Below are 26500 nucleotides of genomic sequence, written 5' to 3'. Positions count from 1 at the left end.
CTAAATAACTCTTCGCGCGGGGTGGTACCCGCCTCCGGTCTATGGCCTCATAAGGCAGACTTATGACTTCCCAAAGGGCGACTAGGACCCGAGGGCGTCGACCGTGATGACCGCCAGCGCCGCCGCGCCGCCGAGCCCGCAGACGAAGAGGAACGTCCCCAGCCAGATGTTGAGGCGCTGCCCGAAGCCCGGCTTCAGGGTGCAGACGTCCGCCGGATCCTCCGGGTCGTAGGCGATCTCGACGTACGGCCCGGAGCCGAAACTGGACACGGTACGGGTCATCCCGCTCCTGTCGACATAGAGGTACGTCCCCGGCACATTGGCCGGCCGGGCGAACTCCTTGACGCCGTGCCCGCGCACGCGCCGCCGGTGGGTCCACGCCCCCAGCTCGTGCACGCCGGCCACGAGGCACGCGCCCGTGAGGACCCCGATCGGGACGATCGCGACGGGATAGACGAAGCCTCCCGCCACCCCGCCGATCACGGACAGGGCGACCACCGCCACGAGGCAGCCGAGCGCCGACCACTTCATCCGGCGCAGGGCCGACCGCTCCCGGCGCGTCCTGAAGGTCCTCAGGACGACGAGGGACCGGCCGTCGACCTCCTCGTCCGGTTCGAGCAGCAGGGAGTTCACGCCGTCGGCGAAGGCGGTGGCGGCGGTCTCGTCCACACCCTCGATCCGGTGGGCCACCGGCGCGGCCCCGGCGGGAACCCGCAGCTCGACGGCGACGGACCCCCCTTCGGCCCGCACCCGGGCCACGGCCTGGCCGGGGATCGAGAGCTCGTCGTGACGGCTCCGCAGGAGCAGCCCCTCGGAGGCGGCGGTCAGATCGGTGCCGCCGTGGCCCTTGAGCACGGGTATGGACGAGATGATCGACATGGACGGGATGGTAGGGGCGGAGTCGGGCCTGCGGGAGGCCTCACTTCGGCTTGAAGAGGATCTTCTCCGGAGGGAGCGTCATCCTCACGGTGTTGCTGTCGGTGATCTCGACGATCCGGTGGAGCCCGATCTGCTCCTTCGGGTCGGCCTGCGTCAGGTCGAGGAACTTGTCCGCGGCTCCGGCCAGATAGGCGGGGAAGGCGTCGAGCGTGATGTGGCCCAGCGAGAAGTACTCCTTCAGGCGGCGGAACAGCTTCGGGAGGATCACCACGTCGTCGGTGATCGACTGCATCCCGGTGATCTTCGCCCCGCTGAGGGTCACGTCGCCGAACGCGTTGCCCGTGGTGTTCCAGATGCCTACTCCGATACCTGCCTGAGCCTCCGCCTTGCCCTCGGCCAGCGCGTCGCGCAGGACGGGAAGCAGTCCCTGGTAGAACGTCGGATACGCCAGACCCAGGCGGAGCAGCTCGTAGTTGGCCGTCCTCTCCTTCAGGAGCTTCACCGACACGTCCAGCTCGTAGCCGCTGGCCCCCGGCGGGTCCCCCGGGCAGGCGAACGCCACGCAGCGGCCGAAGACGTCGGTGCCGTTGGTGAGGATGAAACCCGGGACCGTGTCCGGGGTCGCGGAGATCATGTCGTGCGGATGGTGAGGGTCGGGGGTGCGCTGGATGTCACGGAAACCGAGAAAGGTCAGCAGCGCGTTCGTGGCCTCGTCGCCGAACTTGGCCGGCTGGCGCTTCTCGTCCCCGTAGTTCCCCGTGTAGTGGGTCTCCAGCGCGTCGATGCCTTCGAGCCGGACGTCGACGTGACCGTCGCGCTCCGGCTGCGGCTTCTCGCAGCCCCGGACGAGCTTCCACTCGCCCACGTAGTCCGGGATGAAGGGGACGGTGTCCCCGTCGGGGGCCGTATGGCCGGAGAGATGGAAGGATCCCTTGATCAGCAGCATGGGCATGGTGACTCCCACGGCGATGTGCGTGCGGCATGGAAGGGAACCGGTTCTCCTCCTTCCATGCTGCGACCGAGCGCGGCGGAGCGCCATCGGGACGGTGCCCCCCAGCCGGGCCCAGGCGTTCCGCGCCTGGACCCGCACCGCAGCGGCGGCGCACACGGGGTGCGGGTCCAGGCGCGGAAGCCTCGGGCGCCGGCAAGGGCGCCGTCCGTTGTGCCCACCCGTTCCGCCCCTTGCGGAACGCCTGCCCACAACGGGCGGCGGGGGTCAGCCCGCGATGCCGGCGACGAACGCCGCCCAGGCAGCCGCCGGCACGACGAGGACGGGGCCGTCGGGGACCTTGCTGTCGCGGACGGGGATGACGTCGGTGAAGTCGTATGCGACCTCGACGCAGTCGCCCCCGTCGCCGTTGCTGTAGGAGCTCTTGAACCACTGGGCGTTGTTCACGTCGTACTGGCGCATCGTCTGTAGTCCTCCGCCGCCGACTCGATCAGGGTCAAGGACGCCTCCGGCGACAAGGTGGCGACCCTGAGCAGATCGTAGGCGCGCTGGGCTTGCTTCACCACAGCCGGATCATCGAGGAGCGTCCCCGAAAACCCGGTCTCCGTATAGGCCGTTGGCGGCTGGTCCTCGAACTCCATGAGCTTGAGTGTTCCGGTCATGTGAGCGTGCGCGCCGACCGAGCGAGGCAGGATGGTCACCAGTGCCTGCCGCTCCCGCGCCAGGGTCGTGATGCGATCCAGCGTGGCCGCCATTACCGATGGGCCGCCGACAGGGGTGAGTACGGAGTTCTCGTGCAGTACCACCCAATACTCGGGCCTTGTAGTACCGCTGAGGATCGCCGCCCTGTCGATCCGCGCGGTGACCTTCTCCTCGATGAAGTCCTCCGCGGCGAACGGGTGCGTCGCCAGCGTCACCGCCCGCGCGTACTCTGCCGTCTGCATCAGACCCGGCACCACCAGCGGCGCGAACTCGCAGATCTTCGTCGCTACCCCCTCCAGCTCCGCGACCTCGCTGAAATAAGACGCGTACGGCGACTTGTCGATGAGTCTGCGCCACGTACGTTCGAAAATACCGCCGGTTTGTAGGACCTCGTCGATTCGGATCGCCACATCCAACTGCGGCTTTCGAATTCCCTGCTCGAACAGACCGATGTACGCCCCCGATACGAACACCCGTCTGCCCAGCTCGCTCTGGGTGAGCCCCGCCGCCTCGCGGCGTTCCTTCAGGAGCTCGCCGAAGAACTCCCACGCGTCCTGCTGCTTGCTCTTGGCCATGGATTAACTCCCCAACCCTACGCCGCAGTTGTACGGCCTGCGCGTCTGCCGATTCTACGGATCTGCCCCCACTCTGGAGAGGCGAAGCGGGAAATGGATTCAGAAAGGCATACGTTGGTGAAGGAAGAACACATGAAGGCGACCACGGGGGCAGTCGGAACGGCACAGGAGGCGGTGGCGGAATTGCGCGAGGCCCTCGCGAGGGCGGGAATCACGCTCCCCTCGCTCGGGCTCGACGTCGTCACGCTCGCCGCCGAGCCCCCGCGGCCGCTCGTGGAATTGGGATGCTGCACGGTGGAAACGGCCCGGCTCCTCGCCGCCGCCGTACTGCCGAGGGAGGAGAGTCGATCGTGACGCTGCCCATCGGGTCGTACGTCGTCGAGATCCGCACCGGACGGGTGGGGACGCTCATGGGGCGCGAGGGTCCTTACGTCCAGATCCGGCCGCTGGGCGGCGGGCGGGAGTGGGACGTGGAGCCGGACGGGGTGCGCGAGGCCACCTCGGCCGAGCGGCTGAGCGCGGCCACGGCGCACGTCAACGCCCGCAGCCGGGGCGAGGTCCCGTGACCCCTCCGGTCGGGTGAAACGCCGTTCGGGGCGGTCTGTCGGTCCATCCGCCGCGCCCGAGCTGCGTGCGTCTCGCCGCACCGGTCACGTGGTCGTCCTCAAGGACTCGGCCCGCGACCGGCTCGACACGGTCGTACGGGGGCACGGACAGGAGCACGGGGTGCGGGCCGGCTTCCGTTACCGGCACGCCCTTGTCGGGTACTCGGCGGTGGTGCCGGAGTCCCCAACGGCCACGGATCCGCCTCCAGCATCCTCTGCGGGCTCGGCTGGCCAGCGGACAACCACGCCCGTCAGCGGGCGCGGCGGCGGGTCTGCTGGAGCTCCCGGGTGACGGCCCAGGCGTCGGCCACCGGGCCGAGGTGGCCGAGCTTGTCGGGGTTGAGGACCGTACGGATGCTCTGGATCCGGCCGTCGAGGACGTCGAGGGCGAAGACCTGGAGGATCCTGCCGTCGCGGTCGCGGAAGAGCGCGCCGGGCTGGCCGTTGACCTCGTGCGGCTCGCACGTGACGTCGATCTCCAGGAGTACGGGGAAGACGGCGCCCAGGAGCCGCGCCACGTTCTCCGCGCCCACGATGCTCCTGGCGAAGTTCGGGGCCTTTCCGCCGCCGTCGCCGACGAGTTGGACGTCGGCGGCCAGGAGGTCCTGGAGCCCGCCCACGTCGCCGTTCTTGAGCGCGTCGAAGAACCGCGTGGCCAGTTCCTGGCGTTCCTGGCGGTCGGCCGCGAACCGGGGGCGTCCGTCGTGCATGTGCCGCCTGGCCCGTACGAGCAGCTGCCGGCAGGCGGCCTCCGAGCGGTCGACGGCCTCGGCGATGTCCTGGAAGTCGAAGGCGAAGACCTCCCGCAGGAGGAACACGGCCCGCTCCAGGGGGCTGAGCCGTTCGAGGAGCAGGAGGGCCGCCATCGAGACCGAGTCGGCCAGCTCCACCGAGCGCGCCGGGTCCTGGTACGGATCGCTGAGCAGGGGCTCGGGGAACCAGGGGCCGACGTACTCCTCGCGCCGGACCCGCGCGGAGCGCAGGACGTCGATCGAGAGGCGGGTGACCGTGGCCGACAGGAAGGCCTTGGTCGAGGTGGGCCGGGTGGAGGAGCCGTCGAAGCGCAGCCAGGTCTCCTGGACGGCGTCCTCGGCCTCGCTGACGCTGCCCAGGATCCGGTAGGCGATCGAGAACAGCAGCGGACGCAGCTCCTCGAACTCCTCGACCTTGCTCATGACGGCTTCCTCTCCCCGTGTCCGTACCCGTACCCGCCCTCATGATCATCCAGGCGGGCGGTGTCCGTCAGTGGAACTGGCCGACCTCGTAGTCGCCCGCCGGCTGCCGGGTGATGGCGTTGATCCGGTTCGCCAGGTTCATGAACGCGATGTGCATGACGAGGGCGGCGAGCTCCTCCTCGTCGTAGTGGAGGGCGGCCCGCTCCCAGACCTCGTCGCTGACGCCGCCGGCCCCGTCGGCGACCCGGGTGCCCTCCTCGGCCAGTTCAAGCGCGGCGCGCTCGGCCTCGGTGTAGACGGTGGCCTCGCGCCAGGCCGCCACCAGGTTGAGCCGTACCGGGGTCTCACCGGCGTGGGCGGCCTCCTTGGTGTGCATGTCGATGCAGACCGCGCAGCCGTTGATCTGGCTCACGCGCAGCGCGACCAGCTCCTGGGTCGCGGCCGGCACCGTCGACTCCTTGACGGCCCTGCCCGCCGCCATCATGTGCTTGAAGGCCTTGCCGGCGGTGGCGCTGGCGAAGAGGTTCAGTCGGGCGTCCATGGGGTGCTCCTCGGTGCGGGTCACTGACTGGCTACACCCACGAGACGAGGCAGCCCGGCCCCCTGTGACACGGGGGAATGTGACCTGCGTCTCTCCAGGGCCGCACGCCCTGGCTGTCAGTGCCGTACGGGAGAATGAACACATGAGTCTGTTCCGCGACGACGGCATCGTGCTGCGCACCCAGAAGCTGGGCGAAGCGGACCGCATCATCACGATCCTCACGCGCGGTCACGGCCGCGTACGCGCCGTCGCGCGGGGCGTACGCCGGACGAAGTCGAAGTTCGGGGCGCGCCTCGAACCCTTCTCGCACGTGGACGTGCAGTTCTTCGCCCGGGGGAGTGAGCTGGTCGGACGCGGGCTGCCGCTCTGCACGCAGAGCGAGACCATCGCCGCGTACGGCGGCGGGATCGTCACCGACTACGCCCGGTACACGGCCGGCACGGCCATGCTGGAGACGGCGGAACGGTTCACCGACCACGAGGGCGAGCCCGCCGTGCAGCAGTACCTGCTGCTCGTCGGCGGGCTGCGGACCCTCGCCAGGGGCGAGCACGCGCCCCACCTCATCCTCGACGCCTTCCTCCTCCGCTCCCTCGCCGTGAACGGCTACGCGCCCAGCTTCGAGGACTGTGCGAAATGCGGCCTTCACGGGCCGAACCGGTTCTTTTCGGTCGCGGCGGGCGGGGTCATATGCGGCGACTGCCGGGTGCCCGGAAGCGTCGTACCCTCTGCGGAGGCCATCGGCCTGCTCAGCGCGCTGCTCACCGGCGACTGGGCGACGGCGGACGCGTGCGAGCCGCGTCACGTCAGGGAGGGCAGCGGACTCGTGTCCGCCTATCTGCACTGGCACCTGGAGCGCGGCCTGCGCTCGCTGCGATACGTAGAGAAAAGCTAGGAGAGACCGCTCATGGCCATCGCACGACTCCTCGGGCGCCAGCGTCGGGAGTACAGCACCCCCGAGCCGCACCCGTCCGGTGCCCGCCCGCCGAAGCTCCAGACCGAGCTCGTGCCGGAGCACGTCGCGATCGTCATGGACGGCAACGGCCGCTGGGCCAAGGAGCGAGGCCTCCCGCGCACCGAGGGGCACAAGGTCGGCGCCGAGCAGGTCCTCGACGTGCTCCAGGGCGCGATCGAGATGGGCGTCGGGGCGATCTCGCTGTACGCCTTCTCCACCGAGAACTGGAAGCGCTCCCCCGAAGAGGTGCGCTTCCTCATGAACTTCAACCGCGACTTCATCCGCAAGACCCGCGACCAGCTCGACGCGCTCGGCATCCGGGTCCGCTGGGTCGGCCGGATGCCCAAGCTGTGGAAGTCCGTCGCCAAGGAGCTCCAGGTCGCGCAGGAGCAGACCAAGGACAACACCAAGCTCACGCTGTACTTCTGCATGAACTACGGCGGTCGCGCCGAGCTCACGGACGCGGCGCAGGCGATGGCCGAGGACGTGAAGGCGGGCAAGCTCGACCCGGCGAAGATCACCGAGAAGACCATCCAGAAGTACCTCTACTACCCGGACATGCCGGACGTGGACCTGTTCCTGCGGCCCAGCGGCGAGCAGCGCACCTCCAACTACCTGATCTGGCAGAGCGCGTACGCCGAGATGGTCTTCCAGGACGTGCTGTGGCCCGACTTCGACCGCCGAGACCTGTGGCGGGCCTGCGTCGAGTACGCCCAGCGCGACCGCCGCTTCGGCGGCGTCGACCCGGCGGATCTCGCCGTGCTCGACAAGGCGTGAGCGGGGACGGGGGTTCGATCATGGAGCTGGTGTACACGCCGACGCGTGCGGACGTCCTTGAGGCGATACGGGCACGGAGGCGGACGACGCCGTCCGGGCGCCGGATGCGGTGGCTGATGCCCCTCACGCTGGGCCTGGTGACCCTGGCGATCGTCCTGAAGCTCATCAGCCCCGAGCCCGACACCCGGGGCATCGTGCTCATGGTCTGGCTCGGACTGACCGCCGCCGTCGTGCCCGCGCTGGTCCCCTGGCTCGGCGCCCGGCAGATGTTCCCGATGCTGGAGCGGCAGGGCGAGTTCCGGGCCCGCGTGGACGACGAGGGAGTCCGCTTCACCTCCCGCGACAGCGAGGTCGTCAACCGCTGGCAGATGCTGTCCCGGTACGTCGAGACGCCCACGCTGTTCGTCCTGCTCACCGCCGACAAGGGCGGCGTGGGCTTCGCGGCCCTGCCCAAGCGCGCGCTCGCCGGTCCCGGTGACGTCGACCGGCTGCGTACCTTCCTGGACGCGCGCCTCACCCGTATCTGACGCCGGACATACGAAGGGCCCGCACCGATCGACATCGGTGCGGGCCCCTTCGTATGTCAGGTACGTCAGGTCACTTCCCGGCGCACTCCGCGCACGTGCCGAAGATCTCCACCGTGTGCGCCACGTTCACGAAGCCGTGCTCCGACGCGATCGTCTCGGCCCACTGCTCCACCATCGGGCCCTCCACCTCCACGGCCTTGCCGCAGACGCGGCAGACCAGATGGTGGTGGTGGTCGCCGGTCGAGCAGCGGCGGTAGACCGTCTCGCCGTCGCTGGTGCGCAGGGCGTCGACCTCGCCCGCGTCCGCGAGGGACTGGAGCGTGCGGTAGACGGTGGTCAGGCCGACGGAGTCGCCGCGGTGCTTGAGCATGTCGTGCAGCTCCTGGGCGCTGCGGAACTCGTCCACCTCGTTCAGTGCCGCCGACACTGCGGCCCGCTGCTTGGTCGAGCGGCCGCGTACGGGGGGTCCTGCCGTCGCCACGGGGGCCTCCTTGGATGCTTGTCTGCCCCGCCATTCTGCCAGCCCCCCGTGCCCCCGGGATCAGTCGCGGATCAGACCTTCACGTCGTCCGTCGGCCGCCGGGTGGCCGGAATCTGTGCGTCGCAGTCCCTCGTGGCCGCCTCGGCCGCGCGGGCCCGCCGCTTGGCGAGCGGGGTGGCGAGCGCGGTCAGGGCGATGAAGACCGCGATCGCGTACAGGACGATCGTCGCGCCGGGCGGGGCGTCCACGTAGTAGGTGGTGACCGTGCCGGACAGGGTGACGGTGACGCCGATGAGGACCGCGAGCGCGAAGGTCGTGCGGAAGGAGCGGGACAGCGACTGGGCGGCCGCGACCGGGACCACCATCAGCGCGCTGACCAGGAGCAGGCCGACGACCCGCATGGCGACGGTGACGGTCACCGCGGCCGTGATCGCGATCAGCAGGTTCAGGGCGCGGACCGGCAGGCCGGTGACGCGGGCGAACTCCTCGTCCTGGCTGACGGCGAAGAGCTGCCGGCGCAGGCCGATCGTGACCAGGACCACGAAGGCGGCCAGGATGCTGATCGCGGTGATGTCCTCGGGCGAGACGGTGGTGAGCGAGCCGAAGAGGTACGAGGTCAGGTTCGCGTTGGAGCCGGTGTCCGAGAGGTTGATCAGCATGACGCCGCCGGCCATGCCGCCGTAGAAGAGCAGCGCGAGCGCCATGTCGCCGCGGGTCTTGCCGTATGCCCGGATCAGCTCCATGACGACCGAGCCGACGACGGCGACCAGGGTCGCCATCCACACCGGGTTGGCCGACATCAGGAAGCCGAGGCCGACACCGGTCATCGCGACGTGGCCGATGCCGTCGCCCATGAGGGCCTGGCGCCGCTGGACGAGGTAGACGCCGACGGCGGGCGCGGTGATGCCGATGAGCAGGGCGGCGAGCAGGGCCCGCTGCATGAAGGCGTCGTTGAGGAATTCCATGTCAGGTCAGCAGTCCCGTGCGGAGCGGCTCGCCGGCCGCGTGCGGATGTACGTGGTCGTGGCCGGGCAGGGCGTGCTGGCCGAGGGCCTCGGGCGGCGGGCCGTCGTGGACGACGCAGCCGTCGCGCAGGACGACCGCGCGGTCGATGAGCGGCTCCAGGGGGCCCAGCTCGTGCAGGACGAGGAGGACCGAGGTCCCGCCGGCGACCTGCTCGCGGAGGGTCGCGGCGAGGATCTCCTGGCTCGCGAGGTCCACGCCGGCCATCGGCTCGTCCATGATCAGGAGTTCGGGCTCGGAGGCGAGCGCGCGGGCGATCAGGACCCGCTGGTGCTGACCGCCGGAGAGCGCGGAGACGGAGTCCCCGGCGCGGTCGGCGAGGCCGACGAGGTCGATGGCCCGCTCGACGGCGGCCCGGTCGGTCTTCGTCAGCCAGCCGAACTTCCGGCGGGAGAGCCGGCCGGAGGAGACGACCTCGCGGATGGTGGCGGGGACGCCGCCGGCGGCGGTCGTGCGCTGCGGCACGTAGCCGACGCGGGCCCAGTCGCGGAAACGCTTCCGCTCCGTGCCGAACAGCTCGATCGTGCCGCCGGTCAGCGGGACCTGGCCGATGACGGCGCGGACGGTGGTGGACTTGCCGGAGCCGTTGGCGCCCAGCAGGGCGACGACCTCGCCGCGGTGGACGGCGAGGTCGACGCCCCGGAGGACGGGGCGCGCACCGAGGGCCGCCGTGGCTCCGCGGACGGAGATGACGGGAGTGTCGTCGCTCATGAGGGGCCTCCTACTTGGCGCCGAGCGCGGTCTTCAGGGCGGCCAGGTTGGACCGCATGACCTCGATGTAGTCGTGGCCCTTGGACTTGTCCGTGATCCCCTCCAGCGGGTCGAGCACATCGGTCCTCAGACCGGTGTCGCCCGCGAGGGTCTTCGCGGTCTTGTCGCTCGCGAGGGTCTCGAAGAAGACGGTGGAGACCTTGTCCTTCTTCGCGATGTCCTGGAGTTCCTTGACGCGGGCGGGGCTCGGCTCGGACTCGGGGTCGATGCCGGTGATGCCCTCCTGCTCCAGGCCGTAGCGCTCGGCGAGGTAGCCGAAGGCGGAGTGGGTGGTGATGAAGGTCTTCGTGGCGGTGTTCTTCAGGCCCGTCTCGAACTCGGTGTTCAGGTCGCCGAGCTTCTTCACCAGGGCTTCGGTGTTCTTCTTGTAGTCGGCGGCGTGGTCCGGGTCCGCCTTCTCCAGGGCGCTGCCGACGCCCTTGGCGACCTCGGCGTACTTCACGGGGTCGAGCCAGATGTGGGGGTCGGCGCCGGCCTCGGACGCGTGGTCGTGACCCGCTTCCTCGCCGCCGTGGTCGTGGCCGACCTCGGTGCCGTGCTCTTCGAGCGTGGTGAGACCGGCGGCGTCGACGGTGTTCTTCACGCCGGCCTGGGCGATGGCGTCGTCGACGGCGGGCTGGATGCCCTTGAGGTAGAGGATGACGTCGGCCTCGCCGAGCGCGCCGATCTGCCGCGGCTTGAGCTCCAGGTCGTGCGGCTCGACGCCGGGCTTGGTGAGCGTGTTGACGGCGACGTGGCCGCCGCCTATCTGCTCGGCCAGGTACTGCATGGGGTAGAACGACGCCACCACGTCCAGCTTGCCGCCGCTTCCCTTGTCCGCGGCGTCGGAGGTTCCGGAGCAGGCGGAGAGGGACACGACGCCGAGCGCGACGGCTCCGGCGACGGCGGTGGCGGGTATCAGGCGGCGTACGTTCATGACAGTCATTTTCAACAAAGATGGAAACGGTTGTCAATTGCCTTCCCCGTGCCCTCCCTGTGTTCCGGGCCACCCGGGTTCCCGCGGGCCCTGGATGCGGAACCGATTTGATACGGGGCCCGGGCACGCCGGTAACCTGAGGCATTCGCACTTCGTCGTCGTAATGAAGAGAGCACCGTGGCCGCCGACAAGATCGACACCATCGTCAGCCTGAGCAAGCGCCGTGGCTTCGTCTACCCGTGCAGTGAGATCTACGGCGGCCAGCGCGCCGCCTGGGACTACGGGCCGCTGGGTGTCGAGCTGAAGGAGAACATCAAGCGCCAGTGGTGGCGTTACATGGTCACCGCGCGCGAGGACGTCGTCGGCATCGACTCGTCGGTCATCCTGGCCACCGAGGTCTGGGAGGCCTCCGGCCACGTCGCCACCTTCACCGACCCGCTGACCGAGTGCACCTCCTGCCACAAGCGCTTCCGCGCCGACCACCTGGAGGAGGCGTACGAGGAGAAGCACGGCCGCCTCCCCGAGAACGGCCTCGCCGACCTCAACTGCCCCAACTGCGGCAACAAGGGCACCTTCACCGAGCCGAAGAACTTCTCCGGCCTGCTCGCCACCCACCTCGGCCCGACCCAGGACAGCGGCTCCGTCGCCTACCTGCGTCCCGAGACCGCCCAGGGCATCTTCACCAACTTCGCCCAGGTGAAGACCACCGCGCGCAAGAAGCCCCCGTTCGGCATCGCGCAGATGGGCAAGTCCTTCCGGAACGAGATCACTCCGGGCAACTTCATCTTCCGGACCCGCGAGTTCGAGCAGATGGAGATGGAGTTCTTCGTCAAGCCGGGCGAGGACGAGCAGTGGCAGGAGTACTGGATGCAGCAGCGCTGGAACTGGTACACCGGCCTGGGTCTCCGCGAGGAGAACATGCGCTGGTACGAGCACCCGCAGGAGAAGCTCTCCCACTACTCGAAGCGCACCGCCGACATCGAGTACCGCTTCTCCTTCGGCGGCAGCGAGTGGGGCGAGCTCGAGGGCGTCGCCAACCGCACCGACTACGACCTGACCGCTCACTCCAAGGCCTCCGGCGCCAACCTGGCCTACCTGGACCAGGAGTCCGGCGAGAGCTACACGCCGTACGTCATCGAGCCGGCGGCCGGTGTCGGCCGCACGATGCTGGCCTTCCTCCTCGACGCGTACAACGAGGACGAGGCCCCCAACGCCAAGGGCGTCATGGAGAAGCGCACCGTGCTGCGCCTCGACCACCGCCTGGCCCCGGTCAAGGTCGCCGTCCTGCCGCTGTCGCGCAACGCGCAGCTCTCCCCGAAGGCCAAGGGCCTCGCGGCGGACCTGCGCCAGAACTGGAACATCGAGTTCGACGACGCCGGCGCCATCGGCCGCCGCTACCGCCGCCAGGACGAGATCGGCACCCCGTACTGCGTCACCGTCGACTTCGACACCCTCGAGGACAACGCGGTGACCGTGCGCGAGCGCGACACCATGAAGCAGGAGCGCGTCTCCCTCGACCAGATCCAGGGCTACCTGGCCAGCCGCCTCATCGGCGCCTGAACCGTCTGATCGCGGACACGCGAAAGCCCCCGGCCCCTTCCCGCAGGAAGGGACCGGGGGCTTTCCCGTGTCGTCAGGCGGTCGCCGCGGCAGCGGCGGCCGCGGCCTCCGCCTCGGCCTGGCGCCGGGCCCCCTCGGCCGCGCGGCGCTTGCCGAACCAGGCCGTCCACACGCCGAGGGCGCCGAGGACGCCGTAGATCATGATCGGGCTGAGCGTGACCATGGTCTTGGTCGCGAGGACGTACGCGAGGGCGATGCGGACCAGGGCCTCGGTCACGTACACCACGCCCCACACCAGCGTCATCGTGCGCATGGTGTTCCGGAAGCCCTCGAACTGCCACATGCCGTTCCACCAGGCCGTGGACTCGGGGGTGCCGTCGGTCGCGAACTTGCGGCCGAAGTAGAACATCAGCGGACGCGGGGCGAGCAGCGTCACCAGGCAGAGCAGGCCGAACAGGCCCGTCACCGACGAGTCCTTGATCAGCAGGGCGCGGGCGGTGTGTGCGCCGACCAGCGAGACCACGGCCGTGATCACCAGGAAGACCAGGGTGACCATGGCGAACTCGTCGATCTTGCGGCGCCAGGCCGCCACGATCGCGGTGTCGAGAACCGGCCAGGCACTGCTCAGGAGCAGCGCGGAGAACTCGGACCAGCCGTGGTCCTCGGTCAGCGTGTTGTACGTGAGGATCGGCGCGACGACGTTCAGGCCGATGGTGAGGACCCACCCGATCGCGGAGGCCCCGCCTGATCGAGCCGGCTTGGCGGGTGCGGGCGTGGACATGGTTCCCCCTGGGTGTTTCTACGGTCGAGGTGCGGGAGAACGCTAGTCATGCACCGGACAGGGAAGGGGAAACTCCAAGCCAAATGATCTTCAAAACGCCGCGCGGCTCAGGCGCGTAGTGCTCGCTGTACGAGGGAGACGACCGCCGTGAACGCGTCCTCGACGTCCGGGGCCGACCAGTCGGCCGCGTGCGCCGGGTTGTGGAAGCGGTCCGTGGCGTCGAAGACCGCGCGGGCCGTGGTCGCGAAGTCCCGCTCCGGCGCCGCGAACAGGTCCTCGCGGTGACCGTCCTCCAGGATGCGCGCGATCTGCTCCACGAGGTGCTCCTCGTGCCGGTCGACCACCGCGCTGTTCTCGCCGATCAGCACCTGGAAGGTGGCCATCAGCTCCGGATCGCCGCCCGCCTTCTTGCGCTTCAGGGCGAACAGGGCCGTGAGCCAGCCGGTCAGCCGCTCGTCCGCCGGACCCCCGGCCTCGACGTACGGGCCGAGGGCAACGATCGTCCGCTCCAGCCACCGCTCGGTGACCGCCTCGCGCAGCGCCGCCTTCGTACGGAAGTGGCGGTACACGCTGCCGTGGCTCACGCCGAGCACCCGCGCCACGTCGACGACGGTCGCCTTTGCCGGGCCGTAGCGCCGCAGCACCTCCTCGGTGGCTTCGAGGATGCGCTCTGCGGTCAGGGTCTCGGTGGCGGCCATGGAATGACAGTACCTGTCAGTGCTCGCTGTCCAAGTGGGCCATCTGGGCCTCCGGGTAGCGGGCGCCGGCCGCCGCGTCCGCCGGGACGGCCTCCTCGATCGCGGCCAGGTCGGCGGCGTCGAGCGTGACGTCCAGGGCGCCGAGCGCCTCGGTAAGGCGGTCGCGGCGGCGGGCGCCGACCAGCGGGACGATGTCCTCGCCCTGAGCCAGGACCCAGGCGATCGCGGTCTGCGCAACCGTGACGCCCTTGGCCTCGGCGATCGTGCGGAGTCGGTCCACCAGGTCCAGGTTGTGGTCGAGGTTCTCGCCCTGGAAGCGCGGGCTGAAGCCGCGGAAGTCGCCCGGGGCCAGCTCGCGGTCCCGGGTGAAGTGGCCGCTGATCAGGCCGCGGGAGAGGACTCCGTACGCGGTGACGCCGATGCCGAGCTCGCGGGCCGTCGGGAGGATCTTCTCCTCGATGGAGCGGGAGATCAGGCTGTACTCGATCTGGAGGTCCGCGATCGGGGCGACGGCCGCCGCCCGGCGCAGGGTGTCCGCGCCGACCTCGGAGAGGCCGATGTGCCGGACGTGGCCCGCCTCGACCAGTTCGGCGATGGCGCCGACGGTCTCCTCGATCGGCACGTCCGGGTCGACGCGGGCGATCCGGTAGACGTCGATGTGGTCGGTGCCGAGGCGCTGGAGCGAGTACGCCGCGAAGTTCTTCACGGCGTTCGGGCGGCCGTCGTAGCCGGTGAAGCCGCCCTCGACCGTGCGCAGGGCGCCGAACTTCACGCTCGTCAGCGCCCGCTCGCGGGCGGCGGTCGGGGCCGTCCGCAGGGCCTCGTTGATCAGCAGCTCGTTGTGGCCCATCCCGTAGAAGTCGCCCGTGTCGAGCAGGGTGACCCCGGCGTCGAGGGCCGCGTGGATGGTCGCGATCGACTCGGCGCGGTCGGCCTCGCCGTACAGGGCGGACATGCCCATGCAGCCGAGGCCGAGCGCGGAGACGACGGGGCCGGTGGAGCCGAGGGGACGGGTGGGGACGGTGGTCTTCGGTGTGGTGGTCATGGAACAACCATGACATGTGCGATGACAGATTTCAATATCTGTCAGTCCATCTTCGATTGGGCGGGTCACTTCACCGTGCGGGGAAGGCGCAGGCTCAGCAGCAGCGTCAGCGCCACCACACCCAGCTGGACCAGGAGCGTCGTCCGCAGCGCCGCGCCCATGTCGGCCGGCGAGGAGGCCAGCGAGAGGAAGAGCGAACCGAGCGTCGCCACGCCGAGGGTCAGCGCCGACTGCTGCGTGGTCACCATGACCCCGCTGCCCACGCCCGCCCGCTCCGACGGCACCTCGGAGAGCACCACCCGGAACAGCACCGGCAGCTGGAGCCCCTGGCCGAGGCCCGCCACCGCCATGCCCGGTACGAGGTCCCAGACGGAGAGCCCCTGCCAGTCGTGGCCCACCGACCAGGCGATGGCCGCGATGCCGAGGCCCTGGAGCAGGGCCCCCACCGGCACGATCCGGGTGCCCCAGCGCCGTACGAGCCGCGGGCCCGCCAGCGAGGCGCCGAAGAAGGCGAGCGCCATCGGCACGAGCGCCAGGCCCGAGGCCACCGCGCCCATCTCCAGGCCCTGCTGGAGCGCCACCGCGATCACGAACATGAAGCCGGAGAAGCCCAGTGAGAGCGCGAGGACCACGGGGAGTCCGCGCCGCAGCGGGACCAGGGCGAGCAGGCTCGGCGGGACCAGCGGGACGGCGCCCCGGCGGTCCGCACGCCGCTCCACCCACCAGAAGGCCCCCGCCGCGAACGGGAACACCGCGAGCGACACCCAGGTCCACAGCGGCCAGCCCGCCGCCCGGCCCTCCGTCAGCGGCGCGAGCAGGGAGAGCAGCGCCAGCGCCAGGAGCAGCGTGCCCGGCACGTCCACCGGCGCCGGGCGGTCCGAGCGGGTCTCCGGCACGGTACGGAGGGCGAGGGCCAGACCCGCCACCGCCACCGGCACGTTCACCAGGAACACCGCGCGCCAGCCGGAGCCCGCGATGTCGGCGGTCACGAGCACCCCGCCCAGGATCTGGCCGGCCGCCATCGAGAGACCGGCGGTCGCCCCGTACAGGCTGAGCGCCCTCGCCCGGCGCGGGCCCTCCGTCGAGGAGTGGATGGTCGCGAGCACCTGCGGCAGCATCAGCGCCGCCGCCGCGCCCTGCGCCACCCGCGCCGCGACGAGGGTCCAGGCGTCCGGGGCGAGCCCGCAGGCGAGCGAGGTGAGGCCGAAGGCCGCCATGCCGGCGAGGAAGAGCCGACGGCGGCCGAAGAGGTCGCCGAGCCGTCCGCCGAGGACGAGCAGCACCGCGTACGACAGGCCGTACCCGGCGACGACCAGCTCCAGGAGTGCCGGTCCCGCCGCCAGGTCGTGGTCGATGGACGGCAGGGCGACGTTGACGATGAAGAAGTCGATGAGGGGGAGCGCGGCGCCGAGCAGCATGGTGAACAGGCCGAGGGTGCCGAGCGCCGGGGCCGGCGCCCGGCGGCCGGACGGGGCCGCGGTACGGACGGAAGGGGAGGTCGTAGTCACGGGACCGAGCCTCCGCCTCCGCTCAGCCTGGTACCAGAGTGTCTTTATCCTGGTACAAGCACTACCTGGAAACCGGCTGACCACCCCGGCACCCTGGAGGCATGACCGTCATGGCGATGAGCGCACCCGCGCGCGACACCGCGAGCGAGATCGTGAGCGAGACCGAGGTACGGCGCCATGAGCTGGCCGCCTTTCTCCGCAGCCGGCGCGAGCGCATCACCCCCGAGCAGGTCGGCCTGCCCCGGGGCCGGCGCCGCCGCACCCCCGGACTGCGCCGCGAGGAGGTCGCGCACCTCTCCGCCGTCGGCGTCACCTGGTACACCTGGCTCGAACAGGCCCGTGACATCCAGGTCTCCCCGCAGGTCCTGGACGCCCTCGCCGGGGCCCTGCTGCTCGACCCGACCGAGCGCAGCCACCTCTTCGCCCTCGCCGGGGCCGCCGACCCGCACCCCGAGGCGCCCTGCCCGGCCGTCACGCCCACCCTGCGCCGACTGCTCGACCAGCTGGAGCCCGTGCCCGCCGCGGTCCAGAACAGCCGGTACGACTTCCTCGCCCACAACCGCACCTTCGGGAAGCTCTTCTGCGACCTGGACGCGCTGCCCCGCGAGGACCGCAACTCCCTCTGGCTGGCCTTCACGAACGAGGACTTCCGGGCCTCGGTCACCGACCTGCCCGAGGTCACGCGCATGCTGGCGGGGAAGCTCCGCGCCGCCATGGCCGAGCACCTGGCCGAGCCCGCCTGGAAGGAGCTCGTACGGCGTCTCGAAGAGGCCTCGCCCGAGTTCCGGGAGCTGTGGGCGCGGCACGAGGTGGTCGCCCCCGGCGGCCGCGTGAAGATCATCCGCAACGCGCGCGTGGGGCTGCTCAGCTTCGAGCACACCAACCTGTGGCTCGGCCCGAACGCCGGGACGCACCTCGTCACGTACGTCCCCGTGGACGACGCCACCCAGGCCGGCGTCGCCCGGCTCCTCGACCTGGTGGTCCGGGAGCAGGAGGACCGGGGCGAGGAGGCTCTGGCCGTGGCCTGAGGGATCCCGGATCCCGGATCCCGGATCCCGGATCCCGGATCCAAGATCCAAGATCCAAGATCCAGAATCCCGGATCCAGAATCCTGGATCCGTATTTTGGATCCAGGATCAGGCCGAGGGCGTCTTGGCCATCGCCTGAGGTCCGCCCTCCGTCGAGCCCTCCGTGCCGCCCGCCGCGTCCTCCTCCGGCGCCAGGCACCGTGCCGTCCGCTCCGCCGTACGCCGCGCCCACGGGCCGCTGGTCAGTGCGCCGACCGCCAGGACGGCCAGCCCGCAGCCCGTGATGATCCAGTAGCCGGGGCGGGCCGCCGCCACGAAGGCGTCCGCCTGCGGCGCGGCGCCGGCACCCGCCGCCAGGACCGTGCCGATCACCGCGACGCCGAGCGTCTGCCCGACCTGGCGGCTCGTCGAGGCCACCGCCGCCGCCACCCCGGCCTGCGCGCGGGGCATCCCGGAGACGGCGGTGTTGGTGATGGGGGCGTTCACCAGGCCGAAGCCGATGCCGAAGACCACGTACCCGGTGAGGAGCAGCGGATCGCTCGTCTCGGCCGAGAAGGCCGCGAAGAGCAGCGGCCCGGCCGCCATCGCCGTCCCCGCGAGCAGCAGCGAGGGGCGCGGCCCGCGCGCCGCCGTGAGCCGCCCCGACAGCGGGGCGAAGACGAAGGTCATGCCGGCCATCGGCAGCATCCACAGCCCGGCGGACAGCGGGGAGAGGCCGCGCACGTCCTGGAGGTACAGGGTGTTCAGGAAGAGGAAGCCGCCGAGCGAGGCGAAGGCGCAGACCGCGATGACGGTGGCCCCGCTGAACGGCGCGCTGCGGAAGAACCGCAGGTCGATGAGGGGCTCGCGGCGGCGGGGCTCGTAGAACAGGAGCCCGACGAGGGCGACGGCCGCGATCCCGGCGAAGAGCGGGTCGGTCTCGATGATCGCGTATGTGAGGGAGCCGAGGAGCACCGTCACCAGGACCTGTCCGACGGGGTCGGGGCGCCGGGGCCGGGGCGCGCGGGACTCGGGGACGTACCGCAGGGTCAGGAGCAGGGCGAGGAGGGCGACCGGCAGGTTCACCCAGAAGATCGCCCGCCAGTCGACCGACTGGACGAGCACACCGCCCACCAGGGGCCCGGCGGCCATGGAGACGCCGACGACCCCGCCCCAGACGCCGATGGCACGCGCGCGTTCGGCCGGTTCCGTGAAGGTGTTGGTGATGATCGACATGGCGACCGGGTTCAGCATCGAGCCGCCCACGGCCTGGACCGCCCGGAAGGCGATCAGGGCCTCGAGGTTCGGCGCGAGGGAGCAGAGCAGCGAGCCGAGGGCGAAGACGGTCAGGCCGGTGACGAAGACCTTGCGGCGGCCGATCCGGTCGGCGGTGGAGCCCGCGAGCATCAGCAGGGAGGCGAGGACCAGCGTGTAGGCGTCGATCACCCACTGCATGCCGGCGACGGTGGCGCCGAGATCGCGCCGCATGGCGGGCAGGGCGACGTTGAGCGCGGTGTTGTCCAGGCTGACGATGAGCAGGCTCATGCAGCAGATCGCGAGGACGACGAGACGGCGACCGCGTGTGAGCTCGGGCATGTGCGGATCGTATGGCTGTCTAAGAAACTCCGCAGTGCGGGACAATGGCCGAATGACCGCGTTCACCCCTCTCGCCATCGGGCCGCACATCGTGCAGCCGCCGGTGGTGCTCGCCCCCATGGCCGGCATCACCAACGCCCCCTTCCGTACCCTCTGCCGTGAGTTCAGCGGCGGCAAGGGGCTGTTCGTGAGCGAGATGATCACGACGCGCGCCCTGGTCGAGCGCAACGAGAAGACGATGCAGCTCATCCGCTTCGACGAGACGGAGAAGCCGCGCTCGATCCAGCTGTACGGCGTGGATCCCGTGACGGTCGGCAAGGCCGTGCGGATGATCGTCGACGAGGACCTCGCCGACCACATCGACCTGAACTTCGGCTGCCCGGTCCCCAAGGTGACCCGGAAGGGCGGCGGCTCGGCCCTGCCCTACAAGCGGCCGCTGCTGCGGGCGATCCTGAACGAGGCCGTGTCCAACGCGGGCGACCTGCCGGTCACGATGAAGATGCGCAAGGGCATCGACGACGACCACATCACCTACCTGGACGCGGGCCGGATCGCGGTCGAGGAGGGCGTCACGGCGATCGCCCTGCACGGCCGGACGGCGGCCCAGCACTACGGCGGCACGGCCGACTGGGACGCGATCGCGCGGCTCAAGGAGCACGTGCCGGAGATCCCGGTGCTCGGCAACGGCGACATCTGGTCGGCGGACGACGCGCTGCGGATGATGCGCGAGACGGGCTGCGACGGCGTCGTCGTGGGCCGCGGCTGCCTGGGTCGCCCGTGGCTCTTCGGGGACCTCGTGGCGGGCTTCGAGGGCACGGGCGAGTACGCCCAGCCGGGTCTGCGGGAGGTCGCGGACGCGATGGTGCGGCACGCGCGGCTGCTCGGCGAGTGGCTCGGCGACGAGGCACGCGGTGTCATCGACTTCCGCAAGCACGTCGCCTGGTACCTGAAGGGCTTCGCGGTCGGCTCCGAGATGCGTAAGAAGCTCGCGATCACCTCTTCCCTGGACGAGCTGCGCGCTCAGTTGAGCGAGCTCGACCTGGACCAGCCGTGGCCGGTGGGTGCGGACGGTCCTCGGGGCCGTACGTCCGGAAACAACCGAGTCGTCCTGCCGGACGGCTGGTTGAAGGACCCCTATGACTGCGCCGGAGTGAGCGAGGACGCCGAGCTGGACACGTCCGGAGGCTGAGATTCCGCCCCTTCCGGGGGAGTGATCCTCGCCACCCCTGAGGGGGGTGGTGCTCAGATGAGCAGGTTACGTGTGGATGCAAGGACTGAAGGGGTGGCACTGAGTGCCACCCCTTTTGTGTTCAAGAGTTGAACGCAAGTGAGGCGTTAAGGCGCTCAGATGAGCGACTACCCCCTGATTCGGGTCAACTGGTCTTCGGGGCCTGAAACCGGAATGTTCGCCTCGGTAACTTTCGAAGTGCTGGCGGATGGGTGGTTAAGACCGAGTGACCGGCAGGCGTACCTCCCCAGAAGCCTTCGATCTGGGTATGTTCCTCGCCGTCAGGGCAGCCAACCGAGTCATCGAGGAGTCGGGACCCGTGTCGGAAATTAATGATCAGAAGTTCGTCTACGACTTCACCGAGGGCAACAGGGACCTGAAGGACCTGCTCGGTGGCAAGGGCGCCAACCTCGCCGAGATGACCAACCTCGGCCTTCCGGTGCCTCCGGGCTTCACGATCACCACCGAGGCGTGCAAGGTCTACCTCGAGAGCGGCTCGGAGCCGGTCGAGCTCCGCGACGAGGTCACCGCGCACCTCGACGCCCTCGAGCAGCAGATGGGCAAGAAGCTCGGCCAGGCCGACAACCCGCTTCTCGTCTCCGTCCGCTCGGGCGCCAAGTTCTCCATGCCGGGCATGATGGACACCGTCCTCAACATCGGCCTCTCCGACGAGTCGGTGGCCGGCCTCGCCCGCCAGGCCGACAACGAGCGCTTCGCGTGGGACTCGTACCGCCGCCTGATCCAGATGTTCGGCAAGACCGTCCTCGGCGTCGACGGCGAGCTCTTCGAGGAGGCCCTCGACGAGGCCAAGGCCGCGAAGAAGGTCGCCAGCGACACCGACCTGGACGCCGCCGACCTCAAGAAGGTCGTCAAGCACTTCAAGAAGATCGTGAAGGCCCAGACCGGCCGCGACTTCCCGCAGGACCCGCGCGAGCAGATGGACCTCGCCATCGAGGCCGTCTTCAACTCCTGGAACACGGACCGCGCCAAGCTGTACCGCCGCCAGGAGCGCATCCCGGGCGACCTCGGCACCGCCGTCAACGTCTGCTCGATGGTCTTCGGCAACCTCGGCCCCGACTCCGGCACCGGCGTCGCCTTCACCCGCGACCCCGCCTCCGGCCACCAGGGCGTCTACGGCGACTACCTGCAGAACGCGCAGGGCGAGGACGTCGTCGCCGGCATCCGCAACACCGTGCCGCTGGCCGACCTCGAGTCGATCGACAAGAAGTCGTACGACCAGCTCATGCACATCATGGAGACCCTGGAGACCCACTACAAGGATCTCTGCGACATCGAGTTCACCATCGAGCGCGGCCAGCTCTGGATGCTCCAGACCCGTGTCGGCAAGCGCACCGCCGGTGCCGCCTTCCGCATCGCCACGCAGCTCGTGGACCAGGGCCTGATCGACGAGGCCGAGGCGCTCCAGCGCGTCACCGGCGCCCAGCTCGCCCAGCTGATGTTCCCCAAGTTCGACGAGAACGCCAAGGTCGAGCAGATCGGCCGCGGCATCGCCGCCTCCCCGGGCGCCGCCGTCGGCAAGGCCGTCTTCGACTCGTACACGGCCGTCAAGTGGTCCCGCTCCGGCGAGAAGGTCATCCTGATCCGCCGCGAGACCAACCCGGACGACCTGGACGGCATGATCGCCGCCGAGGGCATCCTCACCTCCCGCGGAGGCAAGACCTCGCACGCCGCCGTCGTCGCCCGCGGCATGGGCAAGACCTGTGTCTGCGGCGCCGAGGAGCTCGAGGTCGACACCAAGCGCCGCCGGATGACCACCGCCGACGGCCAGGTCGTCGAGGAGGGCGACGTCGTCTCCATCGACGGCTCCACCGGCAAGGTCTACCTCGGTGAGGTACCCGTCGTACCGTCCCCGGTCGTCGAGTACTTCGAGGGCCGCATGCACGCCGGCGCCGACGACGCCGACGAGCTCGTCGCCGCCGTCCACCGGATCATGGCCTACGCCGACCGCGTCCGCCGCCTCCGCGTCCGCGCCAACGCCGACAACGCCGAGGACGCCTCCCGCGCCCGCCGCTTCGGCGCCCAGGGCATCGGCCTGTGCCGCACCGAGCACATGTTCCTCGGCGAGCGCCGCCAGTACGTCGAGCGCCTCATCCTGGCCGACACGGACGCCGAGCGCGAGGAGTCCCTGAAGGCGCTGCTCCCGCTGCAGAAGCAGGACTTCATCGAGCTCTTCGAGGCCATGGACGGGCTGCCCGTCACGGTCCGCCTGCTCGACCCGCCGCTGCACGAGTTCCTGCCCGACATCACCGAGCTGTCGGTGCGCGTCGCCCTCGCCGAGTCCCGCAAGGAGCCGCACGAGAACGACCTGCGCCTGCTCCAGGCCGTGCACCGGCTGCACGAGCAGAACCCGATGCTGGGTCTGCGCGGCGTCCGCCTCGGCCTGGTCATCCCCGGCCTGTTCACCATGCAGGTCCGGGCGATCGCCGAGGCCGCGGCCCACCGCATCGACGCCAAGGGCGACCCGCGCGCCGAGATCATGATCCCGCTCGTCGGCACCGTCCAGGAGCTGGAGATCGTCCGCGAGGAGGCCGAGCAGGTCATCGCCGAGGTCCAGGCGCGGACCGGCGTCGAGCTGAAGCTCGCGCTGGGCACCATGATCGAGCTGCCGCGCGCCGCCGTGACCGCCGGTCAGATCGCCGAGGCCGCGGAGTTCTTCTCCTTCGGCACCAACGACCTGACCCAGACGGTCTGGGGCTTCTCCCGCGACGACGTGGAGGCCTCGTTCTTCACCGCGTACCTGGAGAAGGGCATCTTCGGCGTCAGCCCCTTCGAGACCATCGACAAGGACGGCGTCGGAGCGCTCGTGCGCAGCGCCGTCCAGGCCGGCCGGGCCACCCGCCCCGACATCAAGCTCGGTGTCTGCGGCGAGCACGGCGGCGACCCGGAGTCGGTGCACTTCTTCCACGAGGTCGGCCTCGACTACGTCTCCTGCTCGCCCTTCCGGATCCCGGTGGCGCGCCTGGAGGCCGGTCGTGCCGCCTCCGGTGCGAAGGGCAGCGACAGCCGCTGAGTGCCGGGGCCTTGGCCCCGTGAGCCACCGGGGCCGCCGTCGGTCACCTCTCACCCTCACCGGCGGGCGGCGGCTCCGGATTCACAAAGATGACGGGACGGACACCTTTTGTGCGGAGGTGTCCGTCCCGTTGTTTGTTCGTTTGTTCGTCGAGCTGATGTGAGTCAATGTTCAATTGCGACTGATTGAATTATTGGACATTGAACATCTTCCATTCCTCGGCGCAAAGAACGGGGCGGGCGCGACCCCCGGATCCCCACCCGGGGGCCGCACCCTTTACCGATGTCGGGCAGGTGAGCCGCAACCTCGCCGACCGCCGCCGGACGGGCAAAGCCCCCCACGGTCTTCACCACGTCACCTCGGTCCTGAAGGTTTCCTGTCCGACCCGTACAGCTTTTCGGTTCCGCCCCGATTGCCGCGATGCCTTTCAACTGTGGCTGAAACACCCTGGTAACGTGCAGTGATGCTGTGCATACTCGTCGTCGGGGGTGGTTGCGAGTGCACAGGTGGGGACCTTCATGCTGCGGATTCATTTCACCGGGAACGATTTGGCGGGGGTGCGGACGGCCGCCCGGCCGGACGTTCTGTGGGAAACGATTCTGAGCTTTCACCGTTTAAGGGACCGGCGCGGCCCCGTCGTCTACGGAGAATGGCGCGCGGACGCCCGGATGCGACTCGGCGGTGAGACCCGCCTCCTCGCCGCCCTCGTTCCCAGTCGCGGCTATTTCCCCGACTTCCTGACGCCCGCCGAGGGCGTCCACGGCCTCGACGAGGGCCTCCAGGCCATCCGCGCCACCGAACCCGGCCGGCTCCGCGACGAGCTCTCGCTGCTCGCCGCCGACCGTTCCGGCGGCCGGACCGTGCCCCACTCGCTGCGCGCCCTCGCCGACGGCGGCGCGGAGCCCTTCGACCGGCTCGTGGGGGCCCTGCGCAGCTACCACCGGGCCGCCATCGAACCGTACTGGCCGCACATCCGGGCCCGCGTCGAGGCCGACCGGGCCCGCCGCGGCCGGGCCCTCCTGGACGGCGGCGCCGAGGAACTGCTCGCCTCGCTGCCGCCGATGCTGCGCTGGCGCGCACCCGTCCTGGAGGCGGACTACCCCGTCGACCGGGACGTCCACCTCGACGGCCGTGGACTGCTGCTCCAGCCCTCGTTCTTCTGCCGGGGGACCCCGGTGGTGCTGCGCGACCCCGCGCTGCCGCCGGTCCTCGTCTACCCCGTCACGCACGGCGAGGCACCGACCGTCCGCGCGCCCGGCGGCTCCTCGCTCGCCAAGCTGGTCGGCCAGACCCGCTCGGCCGTCCTGCACGCCATCGGGGACGGCGGCACGACCAGCGAACTGGCCCGCAGGGCCGGGGTGTCACTGGCCTCGGCCAGCCAGCACGCGGGCGTGCTGCGCGAGGCCGGACTCATCGCGACCCTCCGCCACGGCAACGCCGTCCTGCACACCCTGACGCCGCTGGGCGCGGCCCTGCTCGGCGGTGCGCAACGGCAGATGGACCTGCGGTGCTACACGGGTAGATACGCGGGGAACAGGCCGGCCACCTCGTAGCCGACGCGGGGCGGGGCGTCGATGTCGGTGCGGGGCGCTAGGTTCCCGGCATGGACGTCGACGCACACCTGCTCGATTCGGTCGCGCTCCCGGGAGGGCGCGAACTGGTTCACGGCCGCCCCTTCGAGCTGCGGGGGACCGGCCTGCACCGGGCCCTGCTGCTGCACGGCGCCGACCTCGAAGTACACGAACTGGAGGCGCTGTTCGCGGGGGACCGGGCGCCGGACGTCGTCTTCCCGCTGCCGTGGCCGGGCTGGGGCGGGGGAACCCACTCGGTCCACCCCGACCTGGCCTTCGCCGCCTTCTCCGGACAGCGGTCGGTGCGGGCGGTGCGCGCCGACGGCACGACCCGGTGGGTGTACGAGCACGCCTGCTGGGACCAGGCGGTCGGGCACCCGCACACCGGTGACGAACGGCAGATCTGCGGAGGGATCGAGTCGGGCTCCTGCCAGGTCTCCGACGACGGGCGGTTCGTGTGGGCGCACGTCGTCCTGGAGGCGGGAGACGACCCCGACGACTACCTGGAGGGCTGGGTCGTCCTGGACGCCGAGGACGGCCGCGAGCTGGCCCGGCTCCCCCTGCCGGACAGCGTGGCCTCCGGCTCGTGGCACCTCACCCACCCCGACGGCGTGCACATGGGCCTGTGCGTCGGCATGGGCCAGGACGGCGTCCTCGTGTACTGGGGGCGCTGGGACGGGCGGCAACTGACCGTCCACGACGGGCTGAACGAGGGGCTCGACCGCATCCTGTTCGACGTCCACCCCGACCACGCCGGATTCCTCACGGTCGAGCACTACGGCAACGACCTCCAGCTGCACGCCCTCGACGGCACGGTCCTCGCCGAGAACGAGGACGTGCGATGGGACCACTGCTGCGGTTTCCTCGACGGCGACACGGTCATCGCCACCACCCGGATCGAGTACGACTCCGACCCCGAGGCGCACGGCACCTGGCTCCTCGATGCCCGCACCCTGGAGAGACGCGGGCGCGTCCGCTATCCCTCGGGCCCGGCCGACGGCTCGGTCCGCCCCCTCGGCGACGGCACCTGGCTCACGTACGACGCCACGGCGGACACCGTCCACCGCTGGACGGCCTGAGGGCGGGGACCTTCGACACCGGGGCCCGGTCCCGGGGCGGGGCACACTGGGGGCATGCGTGCCACCCGGGACATCAGTGACCGTCACGACCTCGACGTGCTGCTGCGGCGCTTCTACGGCGCCGCCTTCGCCGACCCGCTGATCGGGCCCTTCTTCACCGAGATCGCCGGGACCGACCTGGAGGCGCACCTGCCGCGCATCGCCGACTTCTGGGAGCGCGCCCTCTTCCGCACCGCCGACTACGGGCGCGACGCCTTCGCCCCGCACGCCGCCCTCCACGCCGCCCGGCCGCTCACCGCCGCCCACTTCGGCCGCTGGGTGCAGCTCTGGCACGCGAGCGTCGACGGGCTCCACCGGGGGCCGCGCGCCGAGCGGGCCAAGGAGCAGGGCGAGCGGATCGCGCTCGCCCTGCTGCGCCGGCTCACCGGGCCCGCGGCGGCCACCGAGGGCACGGGCGGCGGGTTCGTCCCGCTGGCGGCGCTCGAACTGCGCTCGGTCGCCTGAGCGAAAAGAATCCTCGGGA

The 26500-nt window shown here is 70.6% G+C and carries 27 protein-coding genes; 12 read left to right on the top strand and 15 right to left on the bottom strand.

Features of this window, described 5'->3' with window-relative positions:
• Nucleotides 1-81: 81 nt before the first annotated feature.
• The 4 genes from SVTN_RS12480 to SVTN_RS12465 all read right to left on the bottom strand — a co-directional run bounded on the left by SVTN_RS12480 (nucleotide 82) and on the right by SVTN_RS12465 (nucleotide 3105).
• A complete protein-coding gene (locus SVTN_RS12480) occupies nucleotides 82-879 on the bottom strand; it encodes a hypothetical protein (protein ID WP_041129156.1) in 798 nt (265 codons plus the stop codon).
• A 40-nt stretch (nucleotides 880-919) separates the two neighbouring features.
• Entirely contained in the window at nucleotides 920-1831 is a 912-nt protein-coding gene (locus SVTN_RS12475) for a hypothetical protein (protein WP_041133832.1), read from the bottom strand.
• A 264-nt stretch (nucleotides 1832-2095) separates the two neighbouring features.
• A complete protein-coding gene (locus SVTN_RS12470) occupies nucleotides 2096-2290 on the bottom strand; it encodes a DUF397 domain-containing protein (protein WP_041129155.1) in 195 nt (64 codons plus the stop codon).
• Nucleotides 2272-3105 carry a helix-turn-helix domain-containing protein gene (locus tag SVTN_RS12465; protein WP_041129154.1) on the bottom strand — a complete coding sequence of 278 codons (834 nt, stop codon included), beginning with the start codon at nucleotides 3103-3105 and terminating at the stop codon, nucleotides 2272-2274. The genes SVTN_RS12470 and SVTN_RS12465 overlap by 19 nt, the downstream gene beginning before the upstream one ends.
• A gap of 132 nt (nucleotides 3106-3237) precedes the next feature.
• Here SVTN_RS12465 and SVTN_RS12460 point away from each other — a divergent pair, with 132 nt between their 5' ends.
• Both SVTN_RS12460 and SVTN_RS12455 read left to right on the top strand, forming a co-directional pair.
• The gene (locus SVTN_RS12460) at nucleotides 3238-3459 is read left to right on the top strand and encodes a hypothetical protein (protein WP_041129153.1); all 222 of its coding nucleotides are present in this window, start codon (nucleotides 3238-3240) and stop codon (nucleotides 3457-3459) included.
• The gene (locus SVTN_RS12455) at nucleotides 3456-3671 is read left to right on the top strand and encodes a hypothetical protein (protein WP_041129152.1); all 216 of its coding nucleotides are present in this window, start codon (nucleotides 3456-3458) and stop codon (nucleotides 3669-3671) included. The genes SVTN_RS12460 and SVTN_RS12455 overlap by 4 nt, the downstream gene beginning before the upstream one ends.
• A gap of 290 nt (nucleotides 3672-3961) precedes the next feature.
• On the opposite strand, the gene SVTN_RS12450 is transcribed toward SVTN_RS12455, so the two are convergent.
• Both SVTN_RS12450 and SVTN_RS12445 read right to left on the bottom strand, forming a co-directional pair.
• Entirely contained in the window at nucleotides 3962-4885 is a 924-nt protein-coding gene (locus SVTN_RS12450) for an RNA polymerase sigma-70 factor (protein ID WP_041129151.1), read from the bottom strand.
• Between the two features lie 67 nt (nucleotides 4886-4952).
• A complete protein-coding gene (locus tag SVTN_RS12445) occupies nucleotides 4953-5426 on the bottom strand; it encodes a carboxymuconolactone decarboxylase family protein (protein ID WP_041129150.1) in 474 nt (157 codons plus the stop codon).
• Nucleotides 5427-5568: 142 nt separating this feature from the next.
• On the opposite strand from SVTN_RS12445, the gene recO reads away from it, so the two are divergent.
• The 3 genes from recO to SVTN_RS12430 are packed head-to-tail and all read left to right on the top strand — an operon-like array spanning nucleotide 5569 to nucleotide 7682.
• Entirely contained in the window at nucleotides 5569-6318 is a 750-nt protein-coding gene (recO, locus tag SVTN_RS12440; protein ID WP_030684767.1) for a DNA repair protein RecO, read from the top strand.
• Nucleotides 6319-6330: 12 nt separating this feature from the next.
• Nucleotides 6331-7155 (top strand): isoprenyl transferase, encoded by an 825-nt coding sequence (locus tag SVTN_RS12435; RefSeq protein WP_041129149.1) that lies wholly within the window; start codon nucleotides 6331-6333, stop codon nucleotides 7153-7155.
• A 20-nt stretch (nucleotides 7156-7175) separates the two neighbouring features.
• Nucleotides 7176-7682, top strand: a complete 507-nt coding sequence (locus tag SVTN_RS12430) for a YcxB family protein (RefSeq protein WP_078908321.1) — start codon at nucleotides 7176-7178, stop codon at nucleotides 7680-7682.
• Nucleotides 7683-7752: 70 nt separating this feature from the next.
• Here SVTN_RS12430 and SVTN_RS12425 read toward each other — a convergent pair whose 3' ends face one another.
• The 4 genes from SVTN_RS12425 to SVTN_RS12410 all read right to left on the bottom strand — a co-directional run bounded on the left by SVTN_RS12425 (nucleotide 7753) and on the right by SVTN_RS12410 (nucleotide 10873).
• Nucleotides 7753-8163 carry a Fur family transcriptional regulator gene (locus SVTN_RS12425; protein ID WP_041129147.1) on the bottom strand — a complete coding sequence of 137 codons (411 nt, stop codon included), beginning with the start codon at nucleotides 8161-8163 and terminating at the stop codon, nucleotides 7753-7755.
• Between the two features lie 71 nt (nucleotides 8164-8234).
• Nucleotides 8235-9128, bottom strand: a complete 894-nt coding sequence (locus SVTN_RS12420) for a metal ABC transporter permease (RefSeq protein WP_041129146.1) — start codon at nucleotides 9126-9128, stop codon at nucleotides 8235-8237.
• 1 nt (nucleotide 9129) lies between these two features.
• Nucleotides 9130-9897, bottom strand: a complete 768-nt coding sequence (locus tag SVTN_RS12415) for a metal ABC transporter ATP-binding protein (protein ID WP_041129145.1) — start codon at nucleotides 9895-9897, stop codon at nucleotides 9130-9132.
• 10 nt (nucleotides 9898-9907) lie between these two features.
• Nucleotides 9908-10873 (bottom strand): metal ABC transporter substrate-binding protein, encoded by a 966-nt coding sequence (locus SVTN_RS12410; protein WP_041129144.1) that lies wholly within the window; start codon nucleotides 10871-10873, stop codon nucleotides 9908-9910.
• Nucleotides 10874-11050: 177 nt separating this feature from the next.
• Between SVTN_RS12410 and SVTN_RS12405 the strand changes: the two genes are divergently transcribed.
• Nucleotides 11051-12433, top strand: coding sequence for a glycine--tRNA ligase (locus SVTN_RS12405; RefSeq protein WP_041129143.1), 1383 nt, complete (start codon nucleotides 11051-11053; stop codon nucleotides 12431-12433).
• 73 nt (nucleotides 12434-12506) lie between these two features.
• On the opposite strand, the gene SVTN_RS12400 is transcribed toward SVTN_RS12405, so the two are convergent.
• From SVTN_RS12400 to SVTN_RS12385, 4 genes are all read right to left on the bottom strand, one after another.
• Entirely contained in the window at nucleotides 12507-13214 is a 708-nt protein-coding gene (locus SVTN_RS12400) for a VC0807 family protein (RefSeq protein ID WP_041129142.1), read from the bottom strand.
• A 107-nt stretch (nucleotides 13215-13321) separates the two neighbouring features.
• Nucleotides 13322-13912: a TetR/AcrR family transcriptional regulator gene (locus tag SVTN_RS12395; RefSeq protein ID WP_041129141.1), complete on the bottom strand. Its 591-nt coding sequence runs from the start codon at nucleotides 13910-13912 to the stop codon at nucleotides 13322-13324.
• 16 nt (nucleotides 13913-13928) lie between these two features.
• Nucleotides 13929-14957 (bottom strand): aldo/keto reductase, encoded by a 1029-nt coding sequence (locus SVTN_RS12390; RefSeq protein WP_041129140.1) that lies wholly within the window; start codon nucleotides 14955-14957, stop codon nucleotides 13929-13931.
• 65 nt (nucleotides 14958-15022) lie between these two features.
• Nucleotides 15023-16375 (bottom strand): MFS transporter, encoded by a 1353-nt coding sequence (locus SVTN_RS12385; RefSeq protein WP_052499655.1) that lies wholly within the window; start codon nucleotides 16373-16375, stop codon nucleotides 15023-15025.
• Nucleotides 16376-16566: 191 nt separating this feature from the next.
• Between SVTN_RS12385 and SVTN_RS12380 the strand changes: the two genes are divergently transcribed.
• Nucleotides 16567-17493, top strand: a complete 927-nt coding sequence (locus SVTN_RS12380; protein WP_041129138.1) for an MmyB family transcriptional regulator — start codon at nucleotides 16567-16569, stop codon at nucleotides 17491-17493.
• A 108-nt stretch (nucleotides 17494-17601) separates the two neighbouring features.
• On the opposite strand, the gene SVTN_RS12375 is transcribed toward SVTN_RS12380, so the two are convergent.
• Nucleotides 17602-19068: an MFS transporter gene (locus tag SVTN_RS12375; protein ID WP_063782250.1), complete on the bottom strand. Its 1467-nt coding sequence runs from the start codon at nucleotides 19066-19068 to the stop codon at nucleotides 17602-17604.
• 52 nt (nucleotides 19069-19120) lie between these two features.
• Here SVTN_RS12375 and dusB point away from each other — a divergent pair, with 52 nt between their 5' ends.
• The 5 genes from dusB to SVTN_RS12350 all read left to right on the top strand — a co-directional run bounded on the left by dusB (nucleotide 19121) and on the right by SVTN_RS12350 (nucleotide 26481).
• Nucleotides 19121-20257, top strand: coding sequence for a tRNA dihydrouridine synthase DusB (dusB, locus tag SVTN_RS12370; protein WP_041129137.1), 1137 nt, complete (start codon nucleotides 19121-19123; stop codon nucleotides 20255-20257).
• Nucleotides 20258-20615: 358 nt separating this feature from the next.
• On the top strand, nucleotides 20616-23327 hold the full coding sequence (gene ppdK / locus SVTN_RS12365) for a pyruvate, phosphate dikinase (RefSeq protein ID WP_041133830.1): 2712 nt from the start codon (nucleotides 20616-20618) through the stop codon (nucleotides 23325-23327).
• Between the two features lie 518 nt (nucleotides 23328-23845).
• On the top strand, nucleotides 23846-24880 hold the full coding sequence (locus SVTN_RS12360; RefSeq protein ID WP_174518253.1) for an ArsR/SmtB family transcription factor: 1035 nt from the start codon (nucleotides 23846-23848) through the stop codon (nucleotides 24878-24880).
• Nucleotides 24881-24930: 50 nt separating this feature from the next.
• A complete protein-coding gene (locus SVTN_RS12355; RefSeq protein ID WP_041129136.1) occupies nucleotides 24931-25977 on the top strand; it encodes a hypothetical protein in 1047 nt (348 codons plus the stop codon).
• Between the two features lie 54 nt (nucleotides 25978-26031).
• Nucleotides 26032-26481 carry a group III truncated hemoglobin gene (locus SVTN_RS12350; protein ID WP_041129135.1) on the top strand — a complete coding sequence of 150 codons (450 nt, stop codon included), beginning with the start codon at nucleotides 26032-26034 and terminating at the stop codon, nucleotides 26479-26481.
• Nucleotides 26482-26500 lie beyond the last annotated feature (19 nt).

It is taken from the genome of Streptomyces vietnamensis (assembly GCF_000830005.1).
In the GTDB taxonomy this organism is placed as follows: domain Bacteria; phylum Actinomycetota; class Actinomycetes; order Streptomycetales; family Streptomycetaceae; genus Streptomyces; species Streptomyces vietnamensis.
Note: the sequence above shows the minus strand (reverse complement) of the source record. Positions and strands in the feature narration are given on the sequence as shown.

Excerpts from the sequence above, each read along its gene's own strand:
- SVTN_RS12390 (WP_041129140.1), bottom strand. The coding sequence starts at position 14,957 with ATGACCACCACACCGAAGACCACCGTCCCCACCCGTCCCCTCGGCTCC.
- SVTN_RS12420 (WP_041129146.1), bottom strand. The coding sequence starts at position 9,128 with ATGGAATTCCTCAACGACGCCTTCATGCAGCGGGCCCTGCTCGCCGCC.
- SVTN_RS12400 (WP_041129142.1), bottom strand. The coding sequence starts at position 13,214 with ATGTCCACGCCCGCACCCGCCAAGCCGGCTCGATCAGGCGGGGCCTCC.
- recO (WP_030684767.1), top strand. The coding sequence starts at position 5,569 with ATGAGTCTGTTCCGCGACGACGGCATCGTGCTGCGCACCCAGAAGCTG.
- SVTN_RS12385 (WP_052499655.1), bottom strand. The coding sequence starts at position 16,375 with ATGCTGCTCGGCGCCGCGCTCCCCCTCATCGACTTCTTCATCGTCAAC.
- SVTN_RS12430 (WP_078908321.1), top strand. The coding sequence starts at position 7,176 with ATGGAGCTGGTGTACACGCCGACGCGTGCGGACGTCCTTGAGGCGATA.
- SVTN_RS12375 (WP_063782250.1), bottom strand. The coding sequence starts at position 19,068 with ATGCCCGAGCTCACACGCGGTCGCCGTCTCGTCGTCCTCGCGATCTGC.
- SVTN_RS12470 (WP_041129155.1), bottom strand. The coding sequence starts at position 2,290 with ATGCGCCAGTACGACGTGAACAACGCCCAGTGGTTCAAGAGCTCCTAC.
- SVTN_RS12350 (WP_041129135.1), top strand. The coding sequence starts at position 26,032 with ATGCGTGCCACCCGGGACATCAGTGACCGTCACGACCTCGACGTGCTG.
- SVTN_RS12460 (WP_041129153.1), top strand. The coding sequence starts at position 3,238 with ATGAAGGCGACCACGGGGGCAGTCGGAACGGCACAGGAGGCGGTGGCG.
- SVTN_RS12480 (WP_041129156.1), bottom strand. The coding sequence starts at position 879 with ATGTCGATCATCTCGTCCATACCCGTGCTCAAGGGCCACGGCGGCACC.
- SVTN_RS12380 (WP_041129138.1), top strand. The coding sequence starts at position 16,567 with ATGACCGTCATGGCGATGAGCGCACCCGCGCGCGACACCGCGAGCGAG.
- SVTN_RS12445 (WP_041129150.1), bottom strand. The coding sequence starts at position 5,426 with ATGGACGCCCGACTGAACCTCTTCGCCAGCGCCACCGCCGGCAAGGCC.
- SVTN_RS12435 (WP_041129149.1), top strand. The coding sequence starts at position 6,331 with ATGGCCATCGCACGACTCCTCGGGCGCCAGCGTCGGGAGTACAGCACC.
- SVTN_RS12410 (WP_041129144.1), bottom strand. The coding sequence starts at position 10,873 with ATGAACGTACGCCGCCTGATACCCGCCACCGCCGTCGCCGGAGCCGTC.
- SVTN_RS12465 (WP_041129154.1), bottom strand. The coding sequence starts at position 3,105 with ATGGCCAAGAGCAAGCAGCAGGACGCGTGGGAGTTCTTCGGCGAGCTC.
- dusB (WP_041129137.1), top strand. The coding sequence starts at position 19,121 with ATGACCGCGTTCACCCCTCTCGCCATCGGGCCGCACATCGTGCAGCCG.
- SVTN_RS12360 (WP_174518253.1), top strand. The coding sequence starts at position 23,846 with ATGCTGCGGATTCATTTCACCGGGAACGATTTGGCGGGGGTGCGGACG.
- SVTN_RS12450 (WP_041129151.1), bottom strand. The coding sequence starts at position 4,885 with ATGAGCAAGGTCGAGGAGTTCGAGGAGCTGCGTCCGCTGCTGTTCTCG.
- SVTN_RS12415 (WP_041129145.1), bottom strand. The coding sequence starts at position 9,897 with ATGAGCGACGACACTCCCGTCATCTCCGTCCGCGGAGCCACGGCGGCC.
- SVTN_RS12395 (WP_041129141.1), bottom strand. The coding sequence starts at position 13,912 with ATGGCCGCCACCGAGACCCTGACCGCAGAGCGCATCCTCGAAGCCACC.
- SVTN_RS12475 (WP_041133832.1), bottom strand. The coding sequence starts at position 1,831 with ATGCCCATGCTGCTGATCAAGGGATCCTTCCATCTCTCCGGCCATACG.
- SVTN_RS12355 (WP_041129136.1), top strand. The coding sequence starts at position 24,931 with ATGGACGTCGACGCACACCTGCTCGATTCGGTCGCGCTCCCGGGAGGG.